This window comes from Curtobacterium sp. MCPF17_047, assembly GCF_003234045.1.
Taxonomy (GTDB): Bacteria; Actinomycetota; Actinomycetes; order Actinomycetales; family Microbacteriaceae; genus Curtobacterium.
The window spans coordinates 28,868-50,609 of sequence record NZ_QKSF01000008.1; the positions used below are offsets into that span (position 1 = coordinate 28,868).

Genomic DNA, 21,742 nt, shown 5'->3' on the forward strand with positions numbered 1-21,742 from the left:
AGAGTGCAATTCATCGCGGGGGAACTCCCAGCGAGCGGGTCAGATCGCCTTCGCGAAGCAGTACGACCAGGGCATCGTCTCGGCGTAGGGCTCGTACACGTCGATGCGGTCCCACCCGGTCTTCTCGTACAGCGCCACGGCCTCGGGCTGCTTGTCGCCGGTCTGCAGGACCAGACGCGTGGCCCCCTGCTCCCGGCCCACACGGGCGCACTCGTCGAGGAGCGCGGTCGCGGCACCCTTGCCGCGGGCGGCCGCCAGGACGATGAGGCGCTTCAGCTCGATCTCGTCCCCGAGTCGGCGGACGGCGATGTGCCCGAGGACCGTCCCGTCCTCGTCGACGGCGAGCAGGGACGTCACGACGGTGGACGGGTCGACCGACAGTACGCGGTTGCGCTCCGCGGTGACCTCGGGAGCCTCACCGGGGTTGGAGTCGCCGTAGCGCTCGTGCATCTCCTCGTCCATGGTCGCGCGGAGTGCGACTCCGCGCGGGTCTTCCCAGGGCACGCGTTCGATGGTGATCACGATCGTCCATCCTGACACGCGACGGGCGGGCCCGTACACACGGGTCGCGTCAGGAGAGCGAGCCGATCGGGCTGCCGTCGAGGTCCTCGAGCAGAGCCGCCGCGTCGTCGTACACGGCGGCAGCGCCGGCACCACGCAGCTCGTCGCCGCCGATCCCGCCGGTCATCACGCCGATGCACCTGACCCCGACGCGCTTCGCGGACTCGACGTCCCACATCGCGTCGCCGATCATGACGGCACGCTCGGGGTCCACGCCCACCTTCTGCAGGGCGACCTCGATGATCCCGGGGTCCGGCTTCGCCTGCTCGACGTCCTCACCGCTCGTCACCGCGGTGATCCAGCGGTCGGCGTCCAGGAGTTCCAGCAACCGGTCGAGCTCGTTCTGCGGGGCGCTCGTCGCGAGCACCACGGCGTGCCCGCGGCCGGCGACCGCCTCGAGCAGGTCGCGCGCGCCGGGCAGCAACCGCAGCTGCGGCATGTGCTCCGAGTAGTAGGCGGTGTGGAACTGCTTCGCGGTGTCACGGACCTCGTCCGAGGCGTCCGGCAGCAGTGACTCCAGGAGCTTCGACGAGTCCATCCCGATCGCCCGGTGGATCCGCCAGGCGTCCACGGACTCCCCCGCCGCGCGGAAGGCCCGCCACCAGGCGTCGATGTGGGCGTAGTTCGAGTCGGCCAGGGTGCCGTCGATGTCGAAGAGGACGGCGGTGGTGGGGGTGTCGGACATGCCTCCACCCTGCTCCGTCGGCGGCGACCGTCGCCTCAGGTGGGCCACCGGGTGCGGTGGACGCGCCACACGACGGACGGGAGGCCCGGGACCGTCTGGTCCCGGGCCTCCCGTCCGTCAGGTGGTGACGTGTCAGGCGTTGCGGACGTCGTCCGCTGACGACTGCGCGTTGTCCTTCACGTCGGACGCGGCGCCCTGCGCCTCGTCCTTGACCGTCTGGGCGGCGTCCTGCGCGGTGCCCTTGAGGTCCTGCGCGTGCTCCTTTGCGGCGTCGACGAGCGGGCCGCTGGCGTCCTTGGCCTGCTCCTTCGCCTTGTCCAGGAGCGGTGCGGCCTTGTCCTTGAGGTCGCCCGCGAGTTCCTCTTCCTTGGTGGAGGAGGGCAGGAGCGACGACGCGAGCCAGCCGACACCGAAGGCGATGAGGCCCACGGCGAGCGGGTTGCCCTTCGCCTTCTCGACACCGCGCGAGGCGGCGTCCTTTGCGGAACCGGTCGCGTTCGACGTGGAGCCGGAGACGCTGGAGCGAGCCGAGCCGGCCGCGCCCATGACGGAGTCGCGTGCGCTGCCTGCGGCGCCCATCACGGAGTCGCGGGCGTCCTGGAACCGGCCCTTGACCTTCTCGGTCTGGCGGTGGGCGATCGACGACGGGTTGACCTTGTCGGCCAGGGCGTCGACGTCCGAACCGAGTTCGCCGCGGGTGCGCTCGATGTCGGCGCGGATCTCGTCTGGGGTACTCATCAGTTCCTCCCGTTGTTGGGCTTGAGTGTCTCGGGGACTTCCTTGACGGTCGCGACCGTCTGCGGCGCACCGTTGATCTGCTTGATCTCCTTGCGCCCGCGGGAGGCGAGGATCGCTGCGGCGATCGCGTAGATGACGGCGATGATCACGGCGGACCAGGCGTTGCCGATGAGGTAGCCGAGGCCCCACCATGCGGCGATCGACAGGAACAGCAGGGCGAACAGCCCGGTGACCCCGGCGCCGCCGAACATGCCGGCACCCTTGCCCGCCTTCTTCGCGGAGTCGGTCAGCTCTGCCTTGGCGAGCGCGACCTCCTGCCGGAAGAGGGTCGAGAGGTCACGGGACACCTCGGAGAGGAGTTCGCCGAGGGGCGTCGATGCAGCACGCTCCTCGGCGCTCGGCTGCCCGGGCACCGTCCGACCGGTCGCGCCGGGGAACGGATCGGTCATACGAGCGGCCCCGTCCCGGCGGTGCCGGTCCCCGTGGTGCTCGTGCCGGTGACACCCGTCGAGCCGAGGTCGGAGGTCCCGGTCGTCCCGGTGGTGCCAGAGGCCTCGGCTTCCTTCTCGTGCTTGATCTCGGTCGTCAGCGCCTTGGCGAGACGGCCGGCGAGGATGCCCGCACCGGCGGCGATCGCGATGAAGGTCCCCGGACGGCGAGCCGCGAACGACTTCACGTCGTCGACGAGCGAACCCGGGTCGCGGCCTTCGAGGTACCCGGCGAACGAGCCGGCGCGGTTCGACAGGTCGCGGACGACCTTCGAGGCCAGGCCCTGCTCGTCGTCGTTCTCGGCCATCTTGCCGAGCTGGTCACCGATCGTGCGGAGTCCGCCGGCGGCGCGCTGCTGCTGGTCGGCAGCCTGGTCCTTGAGGGTGCTGGACGCCTGCCCGTAGAGCTGGCGTGCGTGGTCCGACACCTCGGAGGCGACGTTCGCGGCCTGCTCCTTGGCGGTGCCCGCGACGTTCGCGGCCTTCTCCTTGGCGTCGCCGGCGACGTCGGAGGCGGCACCCTTGGCGGCGTCGGCCTTGCCACCGCTCGAGCTGTCGTCGGAGCCGGTGCTGCTGACGCCGCTGCCGGTACCGGTCGCGGTCAGGCTGCCGGCGGGGACGGTGCCCGCGGGCAGCTGCTCGTCGGCGGGGATGGCGTCCAGCGGTTCGAGGTCGTCGAATCCGGTGGGGCGTGCGGCGGGGGTACCGCTCGCGTAGGACGGGACCGTGACGCCGGGGTGGATCTCGTGACCCTCGGCGGCAGCCGTGGCGTCGTGGATGGGCGTCCCGGAGTCGTTCCCGGGTGGGTTCGTGGTCATGGTCGGCCTTCCGGTCTTCTCGTCGCGGCGGGCGGTGCACCCGCTGCGTTGGACCCGAACCTGCGCGGAAGAGTCTGGGACGGGTTCCAGGAACTCCGATCTGCGCGGATTCCCGCTCGACCCTCCCCAGAACGCCAGTCGAGGAGCGACGTGCCCCTCCCTCACAGCGACCGTCCGGTTGGCTCGGGCCATGCCTTCCGTCTCGGTCGTCGTCCCGGTGCGCGACGACGCTGAGCACCTCCGACGCTGCCTGACGGCTCTGGCGGCGCAGACCCGGCTCCCGGACGAGGTCGTCGTCGTCGACAACGGCAGCTCCGACGACAGCGCGGCCGTGGCCCGTGCCGCCGGCGCCGTCCTCTGCGTCGAACCGGTCCGCGGCATCGCCCGTGCGTCGTCGCTCGGCTACGACAGGGCCCGAGGGGACGTGATCGTCCGGCTCGATGCGGACTCCGTGCCGCCGCCGCACTGGATCGCGAGCGCGCTCGACCTGCTCGAGGACCCCGCCGTGGTCGCGGTCACCGGTCCGGGCCGCCCCGTGGACGCCGGGCCCCTCGTCCGGCTCGCCTGGCCGGTCCTCTACATGCAGCCGTACTTCGTCCTCATGCACGGCGCCCTCGCTCGACCGCCGCTGTTCGGGTCCGCGACGGCGATCCGCAGGTCCGCCTGGCTCGCCGTCCGCGACCGGGTGCACCGGGACGACCCGGAGGTCCACGACGACGTCGACCTCAGCATGCAGCTGGACCCGTCGTGGCGGGTGCTGGCCGACCCCGTGCTCGCGGTGGGGGTGTCCGCGCGACCGTTCTCGAGCCTCCCGTCCGCACTGTTGCGGGCACGACGCGCCTTCCACACCTTCCGCGTGAACGGTCGGCGCGCCGCACCCTCACGCCGGTGGGCGCGACGGCTCCGGGTGGCCTGGCGGGCTCGTGACCACGCACGGGCGTGGTGGCGGGCCCGCTGACCGTCGACGCCACGGCCGACGGCTGACGCGGCGCGTCACGTCCGTCCCGCCTCAGGGCAGGACGACCACCTTGCCGGCGATGGCCCCGTCGGCGGCCTCGGCGTGCAGGGCCGGCAGCTCGGTGAGTGGGATGCGCCGCGTGACCTCCACGTGCAGCGAGCCCTCGTCGACCAGGGACACCAGGCGTGTCAGGCGGTCGCGGTTCGGCAGCACGAAGACGACCGCGGAGCGCACGCCGCGTGATGCGTCGTCCGGGGCGGGCATCCAGGCGGTGGTGCTGACGACCACGCCGCCGTCACCGACCAGGGCGACCAGCCGGGTGAACTCCGCCGGGTCGAGCGGGGCCAGGTTGAGGAGCACGTCGACCGGTTCGGTGACGGCGTCCAGCAGGTCCGTCGTGGTGTGGTCGACGACCTCGTCCGCTCCCGCAGCCCGGACGGCGTCGGCGCTGCGGGGACTGGCGGTCGCGACGACGTGTGCGCCGAGTTGCTTCGCCAGCCGGACCGCGTACTTGCCGACCACACCGCCCGCGCCGACGACCAGCAGGCGCTGCCCGGCCTGCAGCCGTCCGTCGTCGACGAGCGCCTGCCAGGCCGTCAGGGCGACGGAGGGCAGTGCGGCGGCGTCGGCGAGCGGGATGCTCGTCGGGGCGGGGACGAGGACGTCGGCAGGAGCGACGACGTACTCGGCCGCGCCGCCGTCCCGCTCCATGGGCAGGAACCCGACGACCGTGTCACCGACGCTGAGCCCCTCGACTCCGGCCCCCACGGCGTCCACCGTGCCGGAGACGTCGTAGCCGGGGACGTGCGGCAGCACGATCGGGATGGGGAGGGCCCCGGCGCGCATCCCGGCGTCGGCGGCGCTGAACGCCGAGGCGGCGACCCGGACCCGGACCTCGCCCTCGGCCGGGACGGGCTGTGCGACGTCGACGTACTGGAGCACCTCGGGGCCGCCGATCTCCTGGAACTGGACTGCCTTCATGGTCGTTTCCTCTCGTTGTTGCTTCGACTTCGAAGCACTTGTCAGGAACGTACCACTGCTTCGAACTCGAAGCAATGGGTAGGATCGATGCATGACCGAGACACCGCTCCCGCTCACCGGCGCGCAACTGACCGCCTACCTCTCGTTCACCGAGGTCAGCGCCCTGCTCCGCCCGGCGGTCGAGAAGCAGCTCAAGGACGTCGGAGCGCTCAGCTACGTGCAGTTCCAGTTGCTCGCCCGACTCGGCGACGATCCGAGCGGCAGCCGGAGCATGACCGACCTGGCGGACGGCGTCGTCTACAGCCGGAGTGGGCTGACCTACCAGGCGCAGCTGCTCGACCAGCGCGGACTCGTCTCCCGGGCGCCGTCGCCCGAAGACGAGCGCCGCGTCGTCGTCACGATCACCGACGCCGGCCGCGAGGTCCTGGCCGCCGTGTTCCCGGGACACATCGCGCTCGTGCGGGAACTCCTCTTCGCCTCACTGTCGGAAGCGGACGTCGAGTCGCTCGCACGGATCCTGGGACGGGTCGGGACGCGTCTCCGCGAGGCCCCGCCCCGCTCCGCCGCTCCGCGCCGTCGACGGGCCGACTGACGCGACGGTCGACGACGTGGCGCGAGGAACCTCGCGGCCCGCATCGAACACCGTCCAGCCGGACGGCGTAGCGTCGCTCCAGTCGCCCAGCCGGAAGGCACGCGAGGGACCCTGACCTCGCGGAGCGACGACTCGCGCCTGCCACTCCCGGAGGCACGCGCAGGCCGTGGACGCCCGCCCCTGACCCGAACGGCGGCGGGCGTCCGCGAGTCCACTCGGCCAGGTGCCGGCCGGGAGGCGCGTCAGCGGCCGCCACCGTGCCTCTGCCGGTATTCCACATTGCTGTTCTTCATTGAAATGCGTCGGGAAGTCTTCTATGGTCGAGTTGTTGCGGCGCGCAACCACTCGCTCAGGAGGAACGATGAATTCCGGCCCGACCACGATCACCTGCATCGCGACCACCGTTGCACTGACGCTGAGCAGCCTTCTCTGGACGCCGGCAGTGGCTTCTGCCACCACTCGGCCGGCCGAGCTGGACACGGCCGCCGCAGCGCGAGCGTCCGACCCTGGTGTCGTCGCTGAAGCCATCCGGGAAGCAGACGCTGCCGGTGCGCTGACGAGTGATGTGACCAGCGCCGACGGCACTCGCCTCGTGACGATCTCCGCGGGGCACCTGGACCTCGATCTGACCGTGCCCGGTCGGGACCACCGACTCGGAGCAGGAAAGGACAAGAACGGCGTCTTCGTCGACTTCAACTCGTTCGACCAGCAGGTGATCATCGGCGGAGGCGGAGTCGTCGCCGCCGAAGGGCTGTGTGCGCTCGGTCCGGCGGTGTGTGTCATCGCCAACGTCGTCGTCCTGCTTGCCTTCACCGCCATCAGCAACAACGGTGGCGTCAAGTGCGGGAAGAAAGTCCTGCGAGTCCACGCTTCAGGCAAGCCAGCCCCGTTCTGCGCGTGACCGGGCTGAACCGCGCAGTCACCGCGACGGTGAGGGTCGTCTCGAGCATCGGGTTCGCAGCGTTCCTGGCGATGTGCACGCTCCTCGCGGGCGCTGCACTGTCAGTGGACCTCCGGGAGGACGGACATCCCGTGCTGAGCGCGGTCGCGAGTGGCACCGGGATGGCTTTCGGCGGCGGCAACCTCGGTTGGGCGGTCCGGCGTCGGCAGCGGCGAGCACAGCGGACGCACTCCGGCGAATGAGGAGGCCTCGCGGCCTGTCGGGACGGCCGCCGCTCAGCCCGCCGCCGGGTCGGCCAGCAGTGACGTGAACGCGAGCTCGGCCGCACCGCGGAAGAGCACACTGCCGACGAGCTCCGCCGGGACGATCCGCAGGTCCTCGCCCATCGCGGTCATCGTCTGGGCCCGCACGGCGTCCTCGAGTCGGCTGCCGACATGGCGGAGCAGTGTGCCGAGGAACCCGCCGAGCACGACGACGTCCGGGTTCACCGTGTGCACCACGTTGCGGATGGCGACGGCGAGCGCGGTGACCTGCCGGTCGACGACGGCCGCCAACTCCGGACGGGGACCGTCGGCGAGGACGTCGCCGAGCCGGTCGGCCTGGTCGATCCCGAGTCTGGCGGCATCGAGCAGCGCTGCCTGCGAGGCCTCCGTCTCCAGGCACCCGACGGCCCCGCAGTGGCAGCGGATCCCGTTCGCCGCGACGAAGGTGTGGCCGAGCTCCCCCGCGTACCCGGCGGCACCGGCGAGGGGGCGGCCGCCGGTGATGATCCCGCCACCGATGCCACTCGCACCGCCGTTGACGTACACGACGTCGGTCGCCCCGCGCCCGGCGCCGTAGAGGAACTCCGCGGTGACACCGAGGTTCGCGTCGTTCGCGGCCCGGACCGGCAGCCCGGTGCGCTCGGCGAGCGGAGCGGCGAACGCCTCGTCACGCCAGGCGAGGTGCGGGGCGTACCGGACGACACCGTCACCGACCCGGACGATCCCGGGGACCGACACCGCGACGCCGACGACCCGTCGGCCCGCGGTCCGTTGCCGCTCGGCCGCAGCCGCGACCAGGTCGGTGGCGATGGCGAGCGCTTCGTCCGGTGTCGGGACCGAGGGGGTCCGGACCGTCCGCCGCTCGTGTTCGGTGCCGTCGAGGCCGATGACGGCCAGGGTCACGGCATCGATCTCGGGGACGATCCCGAGGGCGACGACCTCGGCCGAAGCGGAGACGGTCGCACTCGGACGTCCGACGCCGGTGGCGGGCGGCGCGTCCCCCTCGACGACCAGGCCGAGGTCGACGAGTTCGCCGACGAGGGCGGCGACCGTGGAGCGGTTCAGTCCGGTCTCACGGGTGAGGGCGGAGCGGGGCATCGGTCCACGCTCGTGCACGAGTCGCAGGACCCGGGCGAGGTTGCGGCGCCGGACGACGTCCGTGGTGCGCGCAGGACGGGAGGCTGTGCTCGCCTCCGACATGTCCGCTCCGATCGTCCGTCCCGCCAGCGTAGTGCGGCCGGCGAGGTCGGCCGCGTGCCGCGCTGTCCGCTCGGTTCGCTCGGTCCGCCTGTTCGCTCGGTTCGCGCTGAGCGACAGTCCTCGTGGTGGCGGCCGCGAGGACTGTCGCCCAGCGCGAACGGATGATCGCGTGTCAGCCGGCGGCCGTGACCGTGCCGTCGTCGGCGAACGCGACCGCGTAGGTCACGGCCCGGCCGTCGGGGGACGTCACCACCACGTCACGGGTGCCGGCACCACCGGCGCCCGGGAACGCGCGGAGTTCGAGCGCCTCGTGGTAGTCGTGATCCGGCCGGTCGGTGCGGGTGGACAGCGGCAGGACCGCGCCCTCGCGGACCCAGAGCGGGAGGGTGTCGAAGCCGTGCCGCTCGCGCCGCCAGACCCCGCCGGGAACGACCTCGCCCGTGAACCAGTTCGTCCACGAGCCCGCCGGCAGCCAGTACTCGACGTCGCCGGACTCGCTGAACACCGGCGCGACGAGCAGGTCCGGTCCGAGCAGGTACTGCCGGTCGCAGTACGCGGCGGTCGGGTCGTCCGGGAACGCCAGCGGCATCGGACGCATCACCGGGATGCCCCGTGCCGACGCCTCGAGCCCGGCCGCGTACAGGTACGGCATCAGCCGGAGCTTCAACTCGGTGAAGGCCCGCGTGACGTCGACCGCTTCCTCGTCGAACGCCCACGGCACCCGGTAGGAACTGCTGCCGTGGAACCGGCTGTGCGACGAGAGCAGCCCGAACTGCACCCAGCGCTTGAAGACGGCCGGGTCCGGGGTGCCCTCGAAGCCGCCGATGTCGTGCGACCAGAAACCGAAGCCGGACAGCGCCAGGGACAGGCCGCCGCGCAGGGTCTCCGCCATCGACGGGAACGACGAGGTGTTGTCCCCGCCCCAGTGCACCGGCATCTGCTGGCCGCCGGCGGTGGCGGAGCGGGCGAACACGACCGCGTCGCCCTGGCCCTTGGTCTCCTGCAGCACCTCGAACACGGCCTGGTTGTACAGCTGGGTGTACCAGTTGTGCATCCGCTCGGGGTCGCTGCCGTCGGCGTAGACCACGTCGAGGGGGATGCGCTCGCCGAAGTCCGTCTTGAAGCAGTCGACGCCCTGCTCGACGAGGGCCCGGAGTTTCGACTGGTACCAGGCGGTGGCGTCCGGGTTCGTGAAGTCGACGAGCCCCATGCCGGCCTGCCAGAGGTCCCACTGCCAGACGGTGCCGTCCGGGTTCTGCACCAGGTACCCGGCGTCGGCGGCCTCGTCGAACAGCTTCGAGGCCTGCCCGATGTACGGGTTGATCCAGACGCAGACCCGCAGGTCCTTGTCGTGCAACCGTCCGAGCATGCCGGTGGGGTCCGGGAACACCCGGGGGTCCCACTCGAAGTCGCACCAGGTGAACTCGCGCATCCAGAAGCAGTCGAAGTGGAACACCGAGACCGGCAGCTGGCGGGCGGTCATCTCGTCGACGAACGAGGTGACGGTCGCCTCGTCGTAGTCCGTGGTGAACGACGTGGACAACCACAGGCCGTAGGACCACGCCGGCACGTGCGCCGGACGACCGGTGAGCTGGGTGTACCGCTCCAGGACGGCTGACGGGCTGCCGCCGCCGATGACGTGGAACACCAGGGACTCCCCCGGCACCGAGAACTGCACGCGCTCGACGGTCTCGGAACCGACCTCGAAGGAGACGTGCCCGGGGTGGTCGACGAGGACGCCGTACCCGCGGTTGGTCAGGTAGAACGGCACGTTCTTGTACGACTGCTCGCTCGACGTGCCGCCGTCGGCGTTCCAGATGTCGACGGTCTGCCCGTTCTTGACGAGCGGACCGAAGCGCTCGCCGAGCCCGTAGACGAGCTCACCCACGCCCAGGTCGAGCTGCGCGTGCACGAACCGGTCCGACGCCGGTGCGTCCGCGCCCTGGACCCGGGCGTTGCCGACCACCCCGCGGGAGACCTCGGCGCCGGGGTCGAGGGTGACGTACCCGAGCGACTTGTGCCCCGAGCCGGTGAGCACCCGGCCCGCACCGTCCGCATCGGTGGCGACGAACCGCAGGTCCCACGGCGCCCCGGGCGTGACGACGGCCGACAGGTCGCCGGAGGTGAGGGTCCCGACACCGTCGGTGACCGTGGCGGAGCCGTGCCCCGCCTCCTGGCCGACCAGGTCGAAGGAGAGCTCCGGACGCGGTGCCCGGAAGTGCTCGACGCGGACGGTGACGACGCCCGCCATCGGGCTCGACAGCGAGACGGTCAGGGTCGGACGGTTGAGGGTGTCACCCCGCGACGCGATGACCTTCGTCGGCGCGGTGACGACCAGGCGGTCACCCTCCGGCGTCTGTCGTGCGTCGATGTCGTACGCCTCGGCGGCGTACACGGGGTGGACTCCGGGCCTGAGCTGCCAGAACCCGTCGGTGAACTTCATTACTTGACCGCTCCTGCCGTGATGCCGCGCGCGAGCGTGCGCTGGAAGATGAGGAAGAACACGAGCGTGGGGATGAGCCCGAGCAGGGCCGAGGCGCTCGTGGTCGTGACGTCCATGAGCCGGTCGCCCTGCAGCAGGGAGATCGCGACGGGGACCGTCTGGTTGTCGTTGCTGACCAGGAAGGTCAGCGGGATGAGGAACTCGTTCCACGTCCAGATGAAGAAGAAGATGAGCAGGACCGACAGGGTCGGGCGGCTGATCGGGACGATGACCCGCCAGAGCACACGCCAGCGGCCGGCGCCGTCGAGCGCGGCCGCCTCGAGGATCTCCTTCGGGAAGGTCCCGTAGACGCTCGACAGCAGGTACGTGCCGAACGCGGACTGGATCACCGTGAAGACGATGATGACGCTCCACACGTTGTCGTACAGTCCGATGCCCTTGAACATCATGTAGAGCGGGTAGAGCAGGACCTCCTGCGGCAGCATGTTCGCGAGCATGAACAGCACCACGATCCAGGTGCGGTACCGGACCCGACCGATGCCGATCGCGAAGGCGTTGAGGATCGAGATGAGCACTGCGAGCAGCGCCACCATGCCGCTGATGAACACGCTGTTCCAGAGCTTCAGCGGGAAGTCGACCCGGTTCCAGAACGTCGTGATGCCGTCGAAGGACAGCTGCGTCGGCCAGGCGAGCGGCCCGCCGGCCGCGTAGTCCGCGGGCGTCTTGAACGAGTTGAGCAGGATGAGCAGGAACGGCGCGGCGATGAGCACCGCGATGACGATCCCACCGGCAAGCACGACCCAGTCGGCGGGCCGCTTGACCCCGCCTTCGCCCGGTCGCTTGCGCGGCTTCGTCGTCGGCCGGGAGGCCCGTCCCGCGTCCGCCGTGACGGTCGCCCTGGTGCTGGGTGCGGACACGGTCATCGTGCCTCCTCCTTGCGTTCGGCCCGGTTCTGGGCGGCGATGAACCCGATGGCCACGATCACGATGACGACCGTCAGCGCGGTGGCGATGGTCGCGCCGTACCCGACCTGCTGCGCCTGGAAGAACTGGCTGTACGAGTAGTAGCTCGGCACGATCGTGGCGTTGCCGGGGCCGCCGCCGGTCAGGGCGTAGACGGGCCCGAACACCTTGAGTGCCGCGATCGTGCAGGTGAGCACGACGACGAAGATCTCGGGCCGGATGATGTGCACGGTGATGGAGCGGAACCGCTGGAACCAGTTCGCGCCGTCGAGTTCGGCGGCTTCGTAGAGCTCCGGGTCGACGCGCTGCAGGGCCGCCATGAAGACGACGACCGGGTAGCCGATCTGCACCCAGACGAGCACGACCGCGACCGACAGCAGCGCCGTGTCCGGGCTGCCGAGCCAGTTGTGCTGCAGGCCGTCGAGGCCGACCGCGCCGAGGACCGCGTTGAGGGCGCCGTTCTCCGGGCGGAGGATCCACCCGATGACGATCGCCGCGATGACGGCCGGCAGGATCTGCGGCAGGTAGTAGGTGGCGCGGAGGAAGCTGGCGAGCTTGCCGCCGAACTTCTTGCCGATCACGTCGAACAGCGCGGCGGCGAGGACGAGCCCCAGGCTGGTGGGGACGATCACCATCGCCAGGATCATCACGATGCTGTTCCGGAACGAGATCCAGAACTGCCCGTCGGCCATCAGCCGGCGCCAGTTGTCGAGCCCGGTGAACTGCGGCGGCAGGATCCCGCGGTAGTTCGTGAACGACAGGTACACGTTCCACCCGAGCGGCACGAGGATGATCGCCGCCAGCAGCACGAAGCCGGGGAGCAGGTAGAACCAGTAGCTGCCGCGGCCGGAGGCGGGCATGATCGCGCCGTCGTCGCGGCGGCGGGGGCGGGGCACGCGGCCGCGGAGCGGCGCGATGGGAGGACTGGACGCCATCGTCGGGCTTCCCTTCCGGGGAGTGGGGTGGTGCGGGTGAGGGGCCCGGGAGGCACGTGACGAGTCGGACTCGTCACGCGCCTCCCGGGTGGCCGCGTCAGCGACCGGGGTGGTGCGGGCGACCGGAGGGTCGAGACCGTCAGGTCAACCCGTGACGGCCTTCACGCCGTCGGCGTACTGCTGGCCGAGCTCCTCGTTGACCTGCTTCGGCGAGCTGCTGCCGTTGAGGACGCTCTGCAGACCGGCGTTCAGCTGGTCGTAGAACGTCGACGTGGGCCAGTCGGGGTAGTACGCCAGACCGTCACGCTCGGTGAGCGTGTTGAAGTTGGCGATGAGTTCCTTGCTCTTCGCGTCGGTGATGTCGGACTCGGTCGCCGCGACCGGAACACCACCGTTGTTGCCGATGATCGCCTGCATCTCGGGACGGAGCGTGATGTCGATGAACTTCTCGGCGAGCGTCTTGTTCTTCGCCTTGGTCGGGACGACCCAGAGGTTGCCGGACGAACCGGGCGACATCTCGGCGCCCGGGTACAGGAAGGTGCCCCAGTCCTGCTGCATCTCGGTGCCGAAGCGGCCGTACCACCAGGAGCCGGAGAAGAACATCGGGTACTTGCCGCTGATGAAGGCGGTGCCGGCGTCCTCGGCCTTCATGCCGGTGGAGTCGCCGGAGATGTAGCCCTTGTCGGTCCAGTCCTTGATCGTCTTGGTGGCGTACGAGATCTCCTTGTCGGAGAAGTCGACCGGGTTCTTGTACAGCTGGTAGTCGTTCACCCAGCTGCGGTCCGCCTTGGACAGCGCGAGCTGGTACCAGAGCTGGCCCAGCGGGTACTCGGCGGCCGACTCGGCGAGCGGCGTGACGCCCTTCGACTCGAACGTCGCCATGGCCTTCTCGAGGTCGGCCTGGGTCTTCGGGACCTCGACGCCGTACTTCTCGAAGAGCTCCTTGTTGTAGTAGAACTCCACGTACTCGCCGTAGTCGGGCACGCCGTACCAGGAGCCGGAGCCCATCACGCCCTTGTCGTCGTAGCGCGCGGTGGTCTGCAGGGACTTCGCCAGCTTGTCGTCCCAGCCGTACTTCTCCACCGCGTCGTCGAGCGGGCTGAGCAGACCCTGGCTGGCGAGCAGGCCGGCGGTGGCGTTGCCCTTGTTGTACTCGATGAGGTCCGGCGCCTGGTCGGAGTTCAGCGACTGGCTGGCCGTCTTCCGGATCTGCTCGAAGCTCTTCTCCTGGAACTCGACCTTCGCGCCGGTCTCCTTCTCGAAGACCTTGATGGACTCCTTCCAGGCCTTGCCCATGGCGGAGTCCTCGGACTCGAAGTGCCAGAGCTTCAGGGTCTTGCCGTCCTCGTTGCTGCGGTCGTCGGCGCTCCCACCGGCGGAACAGCCGGTCAGGACGACGGCGGTCGCGGCGAGCCCGGCGAGTGCGCCGAGCAGGCGTGACTTCTTCATGTCGCTACTTCCTCGTAGTTGGTGATGGGTGTCGCAGTATCGAAGCGCTTCGACAGTGCACGGCCGAAGACGCCGGTGGAGCCGTGTCCGGTCAGTGCACCGGTCGGATGGACCCGCGGTCGATGAACCGCGGTCGGAGGAGTGTGACGCCCGGTTCACGGGCACCGTCGACCTGACGGACGGCGCCCTCCACGGCGCCGCGACACATCTCCTCGAGCGGGAGGGGGATGGTGGACAGGGGGACCTCGAGCGCGTCGGTGTCGTAGCTCGCGCAGGCGGCGACGACCGAGACGTCCTCGGGGACACGGATGCCCCGGGACACGAGGTGGGCCAGGACGGCCTCGACGACGGGCTCGTTGCAGTGGAACACGAGCGCCGTCATGTCGGGCAGGCCGGCGAGCAGCTCGTCGGCGGCCGCACGCTGGTCGACGCGGTCGAGGGACGGGTACCGGGCGAGGGTCGCGATGCCGGCGGACCGGCACTCGTCCTCGAACGCGTCGGCGAACCGGCGGATGAAGCCGGTGTGCCGCTCGACGTAGGTGGCGGGGTGCCCGATGACCCCGATGCTGCGGTGCCCGGCGGCGGCGAGCGCCCGGACGGATTCGCGTCCGGCCTCGGCGAAGTCCAGGTCGATGCAGGTCAGGCCCGTGGTGTCACCCGGGACGCCGACGAACGCGGCCGCGGCACCGGAACGGCGCACGACCTCGGCCCGCTCGTCGTCCGTGGAGACGCCGAGCACGACGACCCCGTCGACCAGCGAGCTGTCGACCACGCGACGGATGCCGGTGACCTCGTCGTCGCGGGCGAGCAGGAGGACGTCGTCGTCGTGCGCCCGAGCAGCCTCGACGACCGCTGTGACGAAGCGCATGTGCGTCGGCAGGTGCGCGTCCTCCCGGATCGGGGCGGACAGCGCGAGGATGTTCGTCCGGGCGCCGGCGAGCATCCGGGCGCCGGCGTTCGGGCGGTAGTCCAGGTCCGCGACCGCCCGGTCGATGCGCTCGCGGGTGGTGGCGGAGATGCTGCGCTTGCCGGAGAGGGCGTACGAGACGGTCGAGATCGACACGCCCGCGGCCTTCGCCACCTCGTGGATCGTCACCATGCGCGCACCTCCTCGTGCTCGTTCGTCGCTGCTGTCGGGCGGCTCGTGGAGGGCTTGTGAAGCGCTTCGACGAGCTTGCGACGGCGACGTTAACAGCGTCGAAGCGCTTCGCGCAACCCATTTGTCGGCGATGCCGACAAATGGAGCGCGCCATGTGCCCACCTCCCGTCGGCATCGGACGCGCCCGCCGCTGGAAGAGCGGGGCCGGACATCACGGATCGGCATCATCCGGACGACGACGAGGGTGTGGAGGCGGGTTCCCCTGCCAGGATCGACCGCATGGGGGCACGCAGCGCGCACGTCATCACCGCACTCGTCATCGGCACCGTCGGGGTGGTGACGCTCAGCGGGTGCACGGCCGACGAACCAGCACCGACGAAGACCGTGACCGTCAGCGCGACGCCCCGGGCGCTGCCCCCGGGCGACACCGACGTCAGCGCCGCAGCGGTGTGCGGGCAGGTGAGCGCCGTCGAGACCATCACGTTCAACGCCGCCGACGCACACCAGCGCGGTGAGCTCGGGGACGAGGCGTACCGGTCCCGACTCGACGCCGCGCGCTTCGTCTACGAACGGCTCCCGTCCGTCGGCGACGTCGGCACGTCGGTCGGCGCACTGCAGACGTGGCTGACAGACCACCCGGCCACCGATTCGGCGCTCGCGCTCGACCCGGACGACGTCGGGCTGCAGGACGCCGTCGCGTCGGTCGGGGCGGCCTGCGGCGCGGCCGGGTCGCCGGTCGCCATCTCGGCGGCGTCCGGCGGCTGACGGGAGCGCGGTCCCTCGCGCCGACCGACCGATCACCGCACCGGACCTGCCGCTGCGATGCCCGTCCGCCGGGCTACGCGAGCGGGACCGCCGCCGGCCGGGAGGCCCGGCTCACCACCTCGACGACGCCGTGCGTCCGCCCCGCGGTCACGATGGACTCCATGACGTCGAGCACGTGGAACGCGAGGTCACCGGAGGCCCGGTGCGGCTCCCCCGACGCGATCGCCCGCGCCATGTCGGCGAGACCGACGCCCCGTCCGGCGTCGGGGAACCCGGCGAGGACGGGCAGTTCCCGGAACGTCCGGTCCGCAGGCGCCGCGATCCGGGTCGGGTCGGAAAACCGGTTCGGATCGGCGACCGACAGCGACCCGGCGGTGCCGTGCACCTCGAACAGCGGCGCCTCGGTCGCCCACACCTCGAACGACACCGTGAGCGTGGAGACGACCCCGCCCTCGTGCTCCAGGATCGCGACGACGTGGGTGTCGACGTCGACGGCCAGGACCTGCCCGGCGTTCGGCCCGGTCGCGACCGTGCGTTCCCGGGTCGACCGGGTGGTGCTCCCGCTGACGCGCACGACGGACCCGAAGAACGTGACGAGGCTGGTCAGGTAGTACGGGCCCATGTCCAGCAGTGGACCGCCGCCGGGCTGGTAGTAGAAGCCGGGCGCCGGGTGCCAGAGCTCGTGGCCGGGCGCGCTCCACGACACCGCGGCCGCGACGGGCGTGCCGATCCGACCCTCGTCGAGTGCGGCGCGGGCGGTCTGCACACCGGTGCCGAGCACGGTGTCCGGCGCGCTGCCGACCCGCCGGCCCGCGGTCCGGGCGGCGGCGAGCACCGGAGATGCCTCGGCGGTGCTCAGCGCGAGCGGCTTCTCGCCGTAGACGTGCTTGCCCGCAGCGAGTGCCCGGAGTGCCACCTCGGCGTGCGCCGCCGGGACCGTCAGGTTCAACACGACGTCGACCTCGTCCGACTGCAGGAGCTCGTCGACCCCGAGGGCGTGCACGCCCTGCTCGTCGGCGACCGTCGCAGCCCGGGCGGTGTCGAGGTCGGCGACCGCGGTGAGCCGGAGGTCGGGCAGCGACGGGAACTGCTCGAGGTACTGCCGGCTGATGTTGCCGACGCCGACCATGCCGACGCGGAGGGGTGCGGCGCTCATCGGGCGGCCCACAGCAGGCCGCGCTCGATGATCGTGCGGACGGGTTGCGACTCGACGATCTCGATGCGGTGCCCGGGCGCCGAGACGAAGATCCGCCCCTTGCCCCACTGCCGGGTCCAGATCGCCGGCGAGGTCACCGGCCGGTTCCAGGCGTCCCAGCTCCGGGCCTCCTGGGTGGTGGTGGCGAGCACGTCGTCGTACTCGTCGCTGAGCACCCAGTACTGCTCGCTGACCAGGTCGAAGTCGTCGATGCCCTGCGTGATCGGGTGCTCGCGGCCGAGGTCCGTCACGTGCACCGTGTAGGGGATGTAGTTGTCGGACTGCTCGCCGACGCGCTCGGACGGGTGCTTGCCCGCGTGGTGGGCGAACTGGCCACCGATCATGTGCAGGTAGTCGGCGTTGTCCCGGTACGAGTCCGCGATGCCGCCGTGCCACCCGGCCATGCCGGTGCCGGCGAGGACGGCGCGCTGCAGGCCGGCGAACTCCTCCTTCGCGATGGTCGACATCGTGTTGACCTGCACCACGAGGTCGACCGTGTCCATCACGGCCTGGTCGGCGTAGACGGCGGTGCCCTCCTCGACACGGACGTCGAAGCCGTTGTCGCGCAGGAAGGGGCTGAACAGCTCGGTGGTCTCGACGGGCATGTGCCCGTCCCAACCGCCGCGGACGACGAGTGCCTGGCGTTGCATGGGTGCTGCTCCTGAGGATTCGGGGGAGGGAGGGGTCATCGCGTGGGGATGGTCGTCCAGGCGCTGCCGTCGGCGGCGCTCCGCTGCACGGCGTCCAGGACGTCCTGCACGTGCAACCCCACGGCGAAGGACGGCTCGGGCTGCTGTCCGGTGGTGATCGCGGTGACGAAGTCGGCGACCTCGTGGACGAACGTGTGCTCGTAGCCGATCGTGTGCCCGGTCGGCCACCAGTGCGCCATGTACGGGTGCTCCGGTTCGGTGACGAGCACCCGGCGGAACCCCTGCTCGCCCGCCGGAGCGGCCTGGTCGTACACGCGGAGTTCGTTCATGGCCTCCAGGTCGAAGGCGATCGCTCCGGTGGACCCGCTGATCTCGATGGTCAGACCGTTCCTCCGCCCGGTCGCGTACCGGGTGGCCTCGAACGAGGCGACGGACCCACCGGGCCGGGCCGCGCCTCCCGTCAGTCGCCCCAGGAACCAGGCCGCGTCGTCGACCGTGACCCGGCCGCGCTCCTCCGAGGCTGTACCGGACAGGCCGACACCCCCGGCGAGCAACGGGCGCTCGTGCACGAACGTCTCGAGCGTGCCGCTCACGGTGCCGAGCGTCGCGCCCGTGATGTGCTCGACGAGGTCCACGGCGTGCGCGCCGATGTCGCCGAGCGAGCCGGACCCGGCGAGGGACGCGTCCAGCCGCCACGTCATCGGACCGTCCGCGTCGGTGAGCCAGTCCTGCAGGTACAGCGCACGAGCGTGGCGGACCTCGCCGATCCGGCCGGCCTGCACGAGCTGCCGGGCGAACGCGAGGGCGGGGACGCGCCGGTAGCTGAAGCCCACCATCGAGCGCACCCCGCGCGTCGCGGCCGACGAAGCGGCGGCGACCATGGCCTCCGCCTCGGCGACGGTGTTGGCGAGCGGCTTCTCGCAGAGGACGTGCTTGCCGGCCTCCAGGGCAGCGATCGCGACCTCGACGTGCGACGACCCCGGCGAGCAGACGTCGACGACGTCGACGTCGGGGTCCTCGACGACGCGACGCCAGTCGGTCTCGGCGCGTTGCCAGCCGAAGCGGTCGCGGGCCGCCTCGGTGCGCTCGAGGTCGCGGCCGACCACGACGGTCATCTCGGGCTCCCGCTCGAGCGGGAAGAAGCGTGGCGCCACCCGCCAGGCCTGCGAGTGGGCGGCTCCCATGAAGCCGTGCCCGATCATCGCGACCCGCAACCGGTCCTCCGTCATCGCATGCTCCCTCGCATCGTGCGTCTGCGGTCGACGCTACGGACGGGCGGGCGGCCGGGACAAGCCGGACGGGAGGACCGGAAAACTTTCGTGCGCCGTCTCGCGCCGTCGACCGCGTTCCGCCCGATGCGGACGCGTCAGCGTGCGCCGTACGCCCGCATGAACGCGTGCACGCCGCTCGTCATGATGTCGCGGACCTCGGCACGCGCGGGTTCACCCGGGATCCAGTTGTTCCAGGCGAGCAGGGTGGTGAGCGCGTTGAAGTGGTCCGACGCCAGGCGCGGGTCATCGGCGTCGAGCAGGCCGGTGCCCGCGAAGTGTGCGATCCGCTCGGCGAGAGCTTCTTCCGGGGCGGAGTTCAGTGGGTGCTGCTCCAACTCCGGCAGCAGCGTGCGGTTCTCCGAGATGAGCTTGACGGTGGTGGCGTAGTCCGAGGAGCCGAGCATCGACGACCCGATCTCGACGGCGAACTCCGTGAGTGCGCCTTCCAGAGCGGCGGTGTCGGGGATGTCCGCCTCGTCGGAGAGGTGCGTGTCCAGGGCCGTCCGGAGCGACGCGACCAGGGACTCGCCGGCGTCGACCACGACCCCGAGGAGCAGCCCGCGCTTGTCGCCGTAGTAGTCGTACACGGTGCGCTTGGAGACTCCGGCCCGCGCGGCGACCGCGTCCATGCTCGTGCGGTCGACGCCGTCCCGCACGAAGAGTTCCCGTGCAGCGGCCATGATCGCTGATCGTTTCTCCGCCTGGCCCTGGCGGAGCGGTCTCGACGGTACGGCAGCTCCCACATAGCTGACCTTACCGGTCTTGCTGAGAACTACACTGCACGGTGTAGTGTGCGCAGCATGACGACAACCAACCCACTCCCTCCCTCCACCGACACCGCGCCGGTGAGCGCCCGGCGGCTCAACGCCATCAGCCTCGTGCTGGTGCTCGGAGCCCTCACCACACTCCTCGACACGACCATCGTGAACATCGCGCTCGACCACCTCCACCGCGTGTTCCATGCACCCGTGGCCGACACGCAGTGGATCGCGACCGGCTACCTGCTCGCCTACGTCTCGGTGATCCCGGTGTCCGGTTGGCTCTCGGAACGGATCGGTGCCCGCTCCACGTGGATGGTCGCGGTCGGCCTGTTCACGGTCGGCTCGCTCCTGTGCGGTCTCGCCTGGTCACTGCCCTCACTCGTCGTGTTCCGGGTGCTCCAGGGCCTCGGCGCCGGACTGGTGCTCCCGGTGACGATCACGATCCTGACCCGCGCCGCCGGTCGCGAGCGGATCGGCCGGGCGATCGCGACGATCGGCCTGATCGGGCAGCTCGCGCCGATCCTCGGCCCGATCATCGGCGGCTCGATCGTCCAGTCGATCAGCTGGCACTGGCTGTTCTTCGTGAACGTCCCGATCTGCGTCGCCGCACTCGTGCTCGCACCGCGGTACCTGCCGGCGACGACCGGCCAGCGCGGCCACCGGTTCGACCTGCTCGGCTTCGTGTTGCTGACGCCCGGCGTCGCTCTGGTCGCCTTCGGCGTGAGCCAACTCACCGGTACCGAGGGCTTCCGTGCGGTGCAGGCGTGGCTCCCCCTCACGGTCGGCGTGGCGCTCCTCGTGGCGTTCGTCCTCACCGCGCTCCGTCGCGGGACGCAGGCCCTGGTCGACGTCCGTGTGTTCGCCCGGCGCAGTTTCGGCCTGTCGAGCGTCATCACGTTCGTCGGCGGGTTCTCGATGTACGCGCTGATGTTCCTCCTGCCGCTCTGGTACCAGCAGGTCCGCGGCGTCAGCGTGCTCCAGACGGGGCTGCTGCTCATCCCGCAGGGACTCGGCACGATGGCCTTCATCGTGCTCAGCCGCAAGATGTCCGCCCGGATCGACCAGCGGGTCGTCGTGGCGGGCGGCGTCGTGCTGCTCATGCTCGGCATCGTCCCGTTCGCCACGGCCGGTGCCAGCGGGGAGTCGGTCCTGCTGCTGGCCGCGCAGTTCGTCCAGGGCTTCGGGATGGGTGCGGCGTCGCTCCCGGTGATGACCCTGGCGTTCGCGAGCCTCAGTCAGGCCGAGACCCCGAGAGGGAGCGCGGCGTTCAGCATCGTCCAGCGCGTCGGCGCCCCGTTCGGTGTGACGGTGGTCGCGGTGATCCTGGAGCACTTCCTCGCCGGGGCCGCCACCCCGACGGCGGTGGCCGGCGCGTTCACCGGCACGTTCTGGTGGGTCTTCGGGCTGAGCGCGATCCCGCTCGTGCTCGCCTGGTTCATGCCCCGCACCCGCTCCTGACGGCGTCGCGGCGTGCCGTCCGCGGCGGCGGGCGGCACGCGGCGACACATCCGGGTCCGTCACATCGTGCGAACGCCGTCGACGCCGGCCGGATCGGTGCCCGACCGGCAGGTGCGGGGCTGACGGCCCGGCAGTGCAGGGCCTGCCGGCTCAGTCGCGGGTGGCGATGGCGGACGTCGTCGGGATGCGGTCGGGTCAGACCGTACCGGCCGCGACGTCGTCCGCGGTGAGCCCGACGGTGTCGTCGACCAGCCGGACCACCACCGTGATGGTGTCGGGGCGAGGGCCGGGCTCGGCGTCCACGACGGAGCGGATGCGTTCACCGACCTCGCGCACGGTCTCCGTCGCGGGTCGAGCACCGTCGACCGCGACCTCCGCGGCGATCCGGACGGCCCCACCGCCGCGGTGGACGTCCACCATGGTCCCCGGCTGACGGAGTTCGAGTTGCGCCGCCACTTCGTCCGCCGCGACCCGCACGATCGACTGCGCCGGGAACACGTGGCTCACGCCGTCGGTCCCGCGCGCGACGTCGGTCAAGCGGCGGGACAGCTCCTGGTCGTCGGCCACGG

At 71.1% G+C, this 21,742-nt stretch carries 23 protein-coding genes; 6 read left to right on the top strand and 17 right to left on the bottom strand.

Going from position 1 to position 21,742, the window contains the following annotated elements; genetic code table 11:
• Positions 1-39: 39 nt before the first annotated feature.
• The 5 genes from DEJ33_RS09550 to DEJ33_RS09570 all read right to left on the bottom strand — a co-directional run bounded on the left by DEJ33_RS09550 (position 40) and on the right by DEJ33_RS09570 (position 3,290).
• Complete coding sequence (locus DEJ33_RS09550) at positions 40-522, bottom strand: GNAT family N-acetyltransferase (protein WP_258374547.1); 483 nt, start codon at positions 520-522, stop codon at positions 40-42.
• 49 nt (positions 523-571) lie between these two features.
• Positions 572-1,246 carry an HAD family hydrolase gene (locus tag DEJ33_RS09555; RefSeq protein ID WP_111194824.1) on the bottom strand — a complete coding sequence of 225 codons (675 nt, stop codon included), beginning with the start codon at positions 1,244-1,246 and terminating at the stop codon, positions 572-574.
• Positions 1,247-1,378: 132 nt separating this feature from the next.
• Positions 1,379-1,984, bottom strand: a complete 606-nt coding sequence (locus DEJ33_RS09560) for a DUF3618 domain-containing protein (RefSeq protein ID WP_258374548.1) — start codon at positions 1,982-1,984, stop codon at positions 1,379-1,381.
• Positions 1,984-2,433, bottom strand: coding sequence for a phage holin family protein (locus DEJ33_RS09565; protein WP_111076765.1), 450 nt, complete (start codon positions 2,431-2,433; stop codon positions 1,984-1,986). Before DEJ33_RS09565 ends, DEJ33_RS09560 begins: the two co-directional genes overlap by 1 nt.
• Positions 2,430-3,290, bottom strand: coding sequence for a hypothetical protein (locus DEJ33_RS09570; protein ID WP_111194825.1), 861 nt, complete (start codon positions 3,288-3,290; stop codon positions 2,430-2,432). Before DEJ33_RS09570 ends, DEJ33_RS09565 begins: the two co-directional genes overlap by 4 nt.
• A 190-nt stretch (positions 3,291-3,480) precedes the next feature.
• On the opposite strand from DEJ33_RS09570, the gene DEJ33_RS09575 reads away from it, so the two are divergent.
• Positions 3,481-4,248, top strand: a complete 768-nt coding sequence (locus tag DEJ33_RS09575; protein WP_111194826.1) for a glycosyltransferase family 2 protein — start codon at positions 3,481-3,483, stop codon at positions 4,246-4,248.
• Between the two features lie 51 nt (positions 4,249-4,299).
• Here DEJ33_RS09575 and DEJ33_RS09580 read toward each other — a convergent pair whose 3' ends face one another.
• Positions 4,300-5,229, bottom strand: coding sequence for an NADP-dependent oxidoreductase (locus tag DEJ33_RS09580; protein WP_111194827.1), 930 nt, complete (start codon positions 5,227-5,229; stop codon positions 4,300-4,302).
• Between the two features lie 91 nt (positions 5,230-5,320).
• Between DEJ33_RS09580 and DEJ33_RS09585 the strand changes: the two genes are divergently transcribed.
• The 3 genes from DEJ33_RS09585 (at position 5,321) to DEJ33_RS09595 (ending at position 6,964) form a co-directional block, all read left to right on the top strand.
• Complete coding sequence (locus DEJ33_RS09585; protein WP_111076769.1) at positions 5,321-5,821, top strand: MarR family winged helix-turn-helix transcriptional regulator; 501 nt, start codon at positions 5,321-5,323, stop codon at positions 5,819-5,821.
• Between the two features lie 316 nt (positions 5,822-6,137).
• Positions 6,138-6,722 (top strand): hypothetical protein, encoded by a 585-nt coding sequence (locus tag DEJ33_RS16910; protein ID WP_146242583.1) that lies wholly within the window; start codon positions 6,138-6,140, stop codon positions 6,720-6,722.
• Positions 6,719-6,964 (top strand): hypothetical protein, encoded by a 246-nt coding sequence (locus tag DEJ33_RS09595; RefSeq protein WP_111194829.1) that lies wholly within the window; start codon positions 6,719-6,721, stop codon positions 6,962-6,964. The genes DEJ33_RS16910 and DEJ33_RS09595 overlap by 4 nt, the downstream gene beginning before the upstream one ends.
• A gap of 33 nt (positions 6,965-6,997) precedes the next feature.
• On the opposite strand, the gene DEJ33_RS09600 is transcribed toward DEJ33_RS09595, so the two are convergent.
• The 6 genes from DEJ33_RS09600 to DEJ33_RS09625 all read right to left on the bottom strand — a co-directional run bounded on the left by DEJ33_RS09600 (position 6,998) and on the right by DEJ33_RS09625 (position 15,073).
• Positions 6,998-8,185 carry an ROK family transcriptional regulator gene (locus DEJ33_RS09600; RefSeq protein WP_111194830.1) on the bottom strand — a complete coding sequence of 396 codons (1,188 nt, stop codon included), beginning with the start codon at positions 8,183-8,185 and terminating at the stop codon, positions 6,998-7,000.
• A gap of 172 nt (positions 8,186-8,357) precedes the next feature.
• Positions 8,358-10,628, bottom strand: coding sequence for an alpha-xylosidase (yicI, locus tag DEJ33_RS09605; RefSeq protein ID WP_111194831.1), 2,271 nt, complete (start codon positions 10,626-10,628; stop codon positions 8,358-8,360).
• Positions 10,628-11,551, bottom strand: coding sequence for a carbohydrate ABC transporter permease (locus DEJ33_RS09610; protein ID WP_111194832.1), 924 nt, complete (start codon positions 11,549-11,551; stop codon positions 10,628-10,630). The genes yicI and DEJ33_RS09610 overlap by 1 nt, the downstream gene beginning before the upstream one ends.
• Positions 11,548-12,450 (bottom strand): carbohydrate ABC transporter permease, encoded by a 903-nt coding sequence (locus tag DEJ33_RS09615; protein ID WP_110891462.1) that lies wholly within the window; start codon positions 12,448-12,450, stop codon positions 11,548-11,550. Before DEJ33_RS09615 ends, DEJ33_RS09610 begins: the two co-directional genes overlap by 4 nt.
• A 219-nt stretch (positions 12,451-12,669) precedes the next feature.
• On the bottom strand, positions 12,670-13,974 hold the full coding sequence (locus DEJ33_RS09620) for an ABC transporter substrate-binding protein (RefSeq protein ID WP_111194833.1): 1,305 nt from the start codon (positions 13,972-13,974) through the stop codon (positions 12,670-12,672).
• Positions 13,975-14,065: 91 nt separating this feature from the next.
• Positions 14,066-15,073: a LacI family DNA-binding transcriptional regulator gene (locus tag DEJ33_RS09625; protein ID WP_111194834.1), complete on the bottom strand. Its 1,008-nt coding sequence runs from the start codon at positions 15,071-15,073 to the stop codon at positions 14,066-14,068.
• A gap of 279 nt (positions 15,074-15,352) precedes the next feature.
• Here DEJ33_RS09625 and DEJ33_RS09630 point away from each other — a divergent pair, with 279 nt between their 5' ends.
• Positions 15,353-15,838, top strand: coding sequence for a hypothetical protein (locus DEJ33_RS09630; protein WP_111076775.1), 486 nt, complete (start codon positions 15,353-15,355; stop codon positions 15,836-15,838).
• Positions 15,839-15,911: 73 nt separating this feature from the next.
• Here DEJ33_RS09630 and DEJ33_RS09635 read toward each other — a convergent pair whose 3' ends face one another.
• The 4 genes from DEJ33_RS09635 to DEJ33_RS09650 all read right to left on the bottom strand — a co-directional run bounded on the left by DEJ33_RS09635 (position 15,912) and on the right by DEJ33_RS09650 (position 19,634).
• Positions 15,912-16,994, bottom strand: a complete 1,083-nt coding sequence (locus DEJ33_RS09635) for a Gfo/Idh/MocA family protein (protein ID WP_111194894.1) — start codon at positions 16,992-16,994, stop codon at positions 15,912-15,914.
• A complete protein-coding gene (locus tag DEJ33_RS09640) occupies positions 16,991-17,683 on the bottom strand; it encodes a ThuA domain-containing protein (protein WP_111194835.1) in 693 nt (230 codons plus the stop codon). The genes DEJ33_RS09635 and DEJ33_RS09640 overlap by 4 nt, the downstream gene beginning before the upstream one ends.
• Positions 17,684-17,718: 35 nt before the next feature.
• The gene (locus DEJ33_RS09645; RefSeq protein WP_111194836.1) at positions 17,719-18,912 is read right to left on the bottom strand and encodes a Gfo/Idh/MocA family protein; all 1,194 of its coding nucleotides are present in this window, start codon (positions 18,910-18,912) and stop codon (positions 17,719-17,721) included.
• 137 nt (positions 18,913-19,049) lie between these two features.
• Positions 19,050-19,634 carry a TetR/AcrR family transcriptional regulator gene (locus DEJ33_RS09650; protein WP_111076778.1) on the bottom strand — a complete coding sequence of 195 codons (585 nt, stop codon included), beginning with the start codon at positions 19,632-19,634 and terminating at the stop codon, positions 19,050-19,052.
• A 120-nt stretch (positions 19,635-19,754) separates the two neighbouring features.
• Here DEJ33_RS09650 and DEJ33_RS09655 point away from each other — a divergent pair, with 120 nt between their 5' ends.
• Entirely contained in the window at positions 19,755-21,173 is a 1,419-nt protein-coding gene (locus tag DEJ33_RS09655; protein ID WP_111194837.1) for an MDR family MFS transporter, read from the top strand.
• 195 nt (positions 21,174-21,368) lie between these two features.
• On the opposite strand, the gene DEJ33_RS09660 is transcribed toward DEJ33_RS09655, so the two are convergent.
• Positions 21,369-21,740, bottom strand: coding sequence for a hypothetical protein (locus DEJ33_RS09660; protein ID WP_111194838.1), 372 nt, complete (start codon positions 21,738-21,740; stop codon positions 21,369-21,371).
• Between the last annotated feature and the right edge of the window lie 2 nt (positions 21,741-21,742).

Coding starts and splice junctions, on each gene's coding strand:
- DEJ33_RS09650 (WP_111076778.1), bottom strand. CDS start 19,634: ATGGCCGCTGCACGGGAACTCTTCGTGCGGGACGGCGTCGACCGCACG.
- DEJ33_RS09615 (WP_110891462.1), bottom strand. CDS start 12,450: ATGCCCGCCTCCGGCCGCGGCAGCTACTGGTTCTACCTGCTCCCCGGC.
- DEJ33_RS09655 (WP_111194837.1), top strand. CDS start 19,755: ATGACGACAACCAACCCACTCCCTCCCTCCACCGACACCGCGCCGGTG.
- DEJ33_RS09565 (WP_111076765.1), bottom strand. CDS start 2,433: ATGACCGATCCGTTCCCCGGCGCGACCGGTCGGACGGTGCCCGGGCAG.
- DEJ33_RS09575 (WP_111194826.1), top strand. CDS start 3,481: ATGCCTTCCGTCTCGGTCGTCGTCCCGGTGCGCGACGACGCTGAGCAC.
- DEJ33_RS09630 (WP_111076775.1), top strand. CDS start 15,353: ATGGGGGCACGCAGCGCGCACGTCATCACCGCACTCGTCATCGGCACC.
- DEJ33_RS16910 (WP_146242583.1), top strand. CDS start 6,138: ATGGTCGAGTTGTTGCGGCGCGCAACCACTCGCTCAGGAGGAACGATG.
- DEJ33_RS09620 (WP_111194833.1), bottom strand. CDS start 13,974: ATGAAGAAGTCACGCCTGCTCGGCGCACTCGCCGGGCTCGCCGCGACC.
- DEJ33_RS09600 (WP_111194830.1), bottom strand. CDS start 8,185: ATGTCGGAGGCGAGCACAGCCTCCCGTCCTGCGCGCACCACGGACGTC.
- DEJ33_RS09610 (WP_111194832.1), bottom strand. CDS start 11,551: ATGACCGTGTCCGCACCCAGCACCAGGGCGACCGTCACGGCGGACGCG.
- DEJ33_RS09640 (WP_111194835.1), bottom strand. CDS start 17,683: ATGCAACGCCAGGCACTCGTCGTCCGCGGCGGTTGGGACGGGCACATG.
- DEJ33_RS09580 (WP_111194827.1), bottom strand. CDS start 5,229: ATGAAGGCAGTCCAGTTCCAGGAGATCGGCGGCCCCGAGGTGCTCCAG.
- yicI (WP_111194831.1), bottom strand. CDS start 10,628: ATGAAGTTCACCGACGGGTTCTGGCAGCTCAGGCCCGGAGTCCACCCC.
- DEJ33_RS09555 (WP_111194824.1), bottom strand. CDS start 1,246: ATGTCCGACACCCCCACCACCGCCGTCCTCTTCGACATCGACGGCACC.
- DEJ33_RS09585 (WP_111076769.1), top strand. CDS start 5,321: ATGACCGAGACACCGCTCCCGCTCACCGGCGCGCAACTGACCGCCTAC.
- DEJ33_RS09560 (WP_258374548.1), bottom strand. CDS start 1,984: ATGAGTACCCCAGACGAGATCCGCGCCGACATCGAGCGCACCCGCGGC.
- DEJ33_RS09645 (WP_111194836.1), bottom strand. CDS start 18,912: ATGACGGAGGACCGGTTGCGGGTCGCGATGATCGGGCACGGCTTCATG.
- DEJ33_RS09635 (WP_111194894.1), bottom strand. CDS start 16,994: ATGAGCGCCGCACCCCTCCGCGTCGGCATGGTCGGCGTCGGCAACATC.
- DEJ33_RS09570 (WP_111194825.1), bottom strand. CDS start 3,290: ATGACCACGAACCCACCCGGGAACGACTCCGGGACGCCCATCCACGAC.
- DEJ33_RS09625 (WP_111194834.1), bottom strand. CDS start 15,073: ATGGTGACGATCCACGAGGTGGCGAAGGCCGCGGGCGTGTCGATCTCG.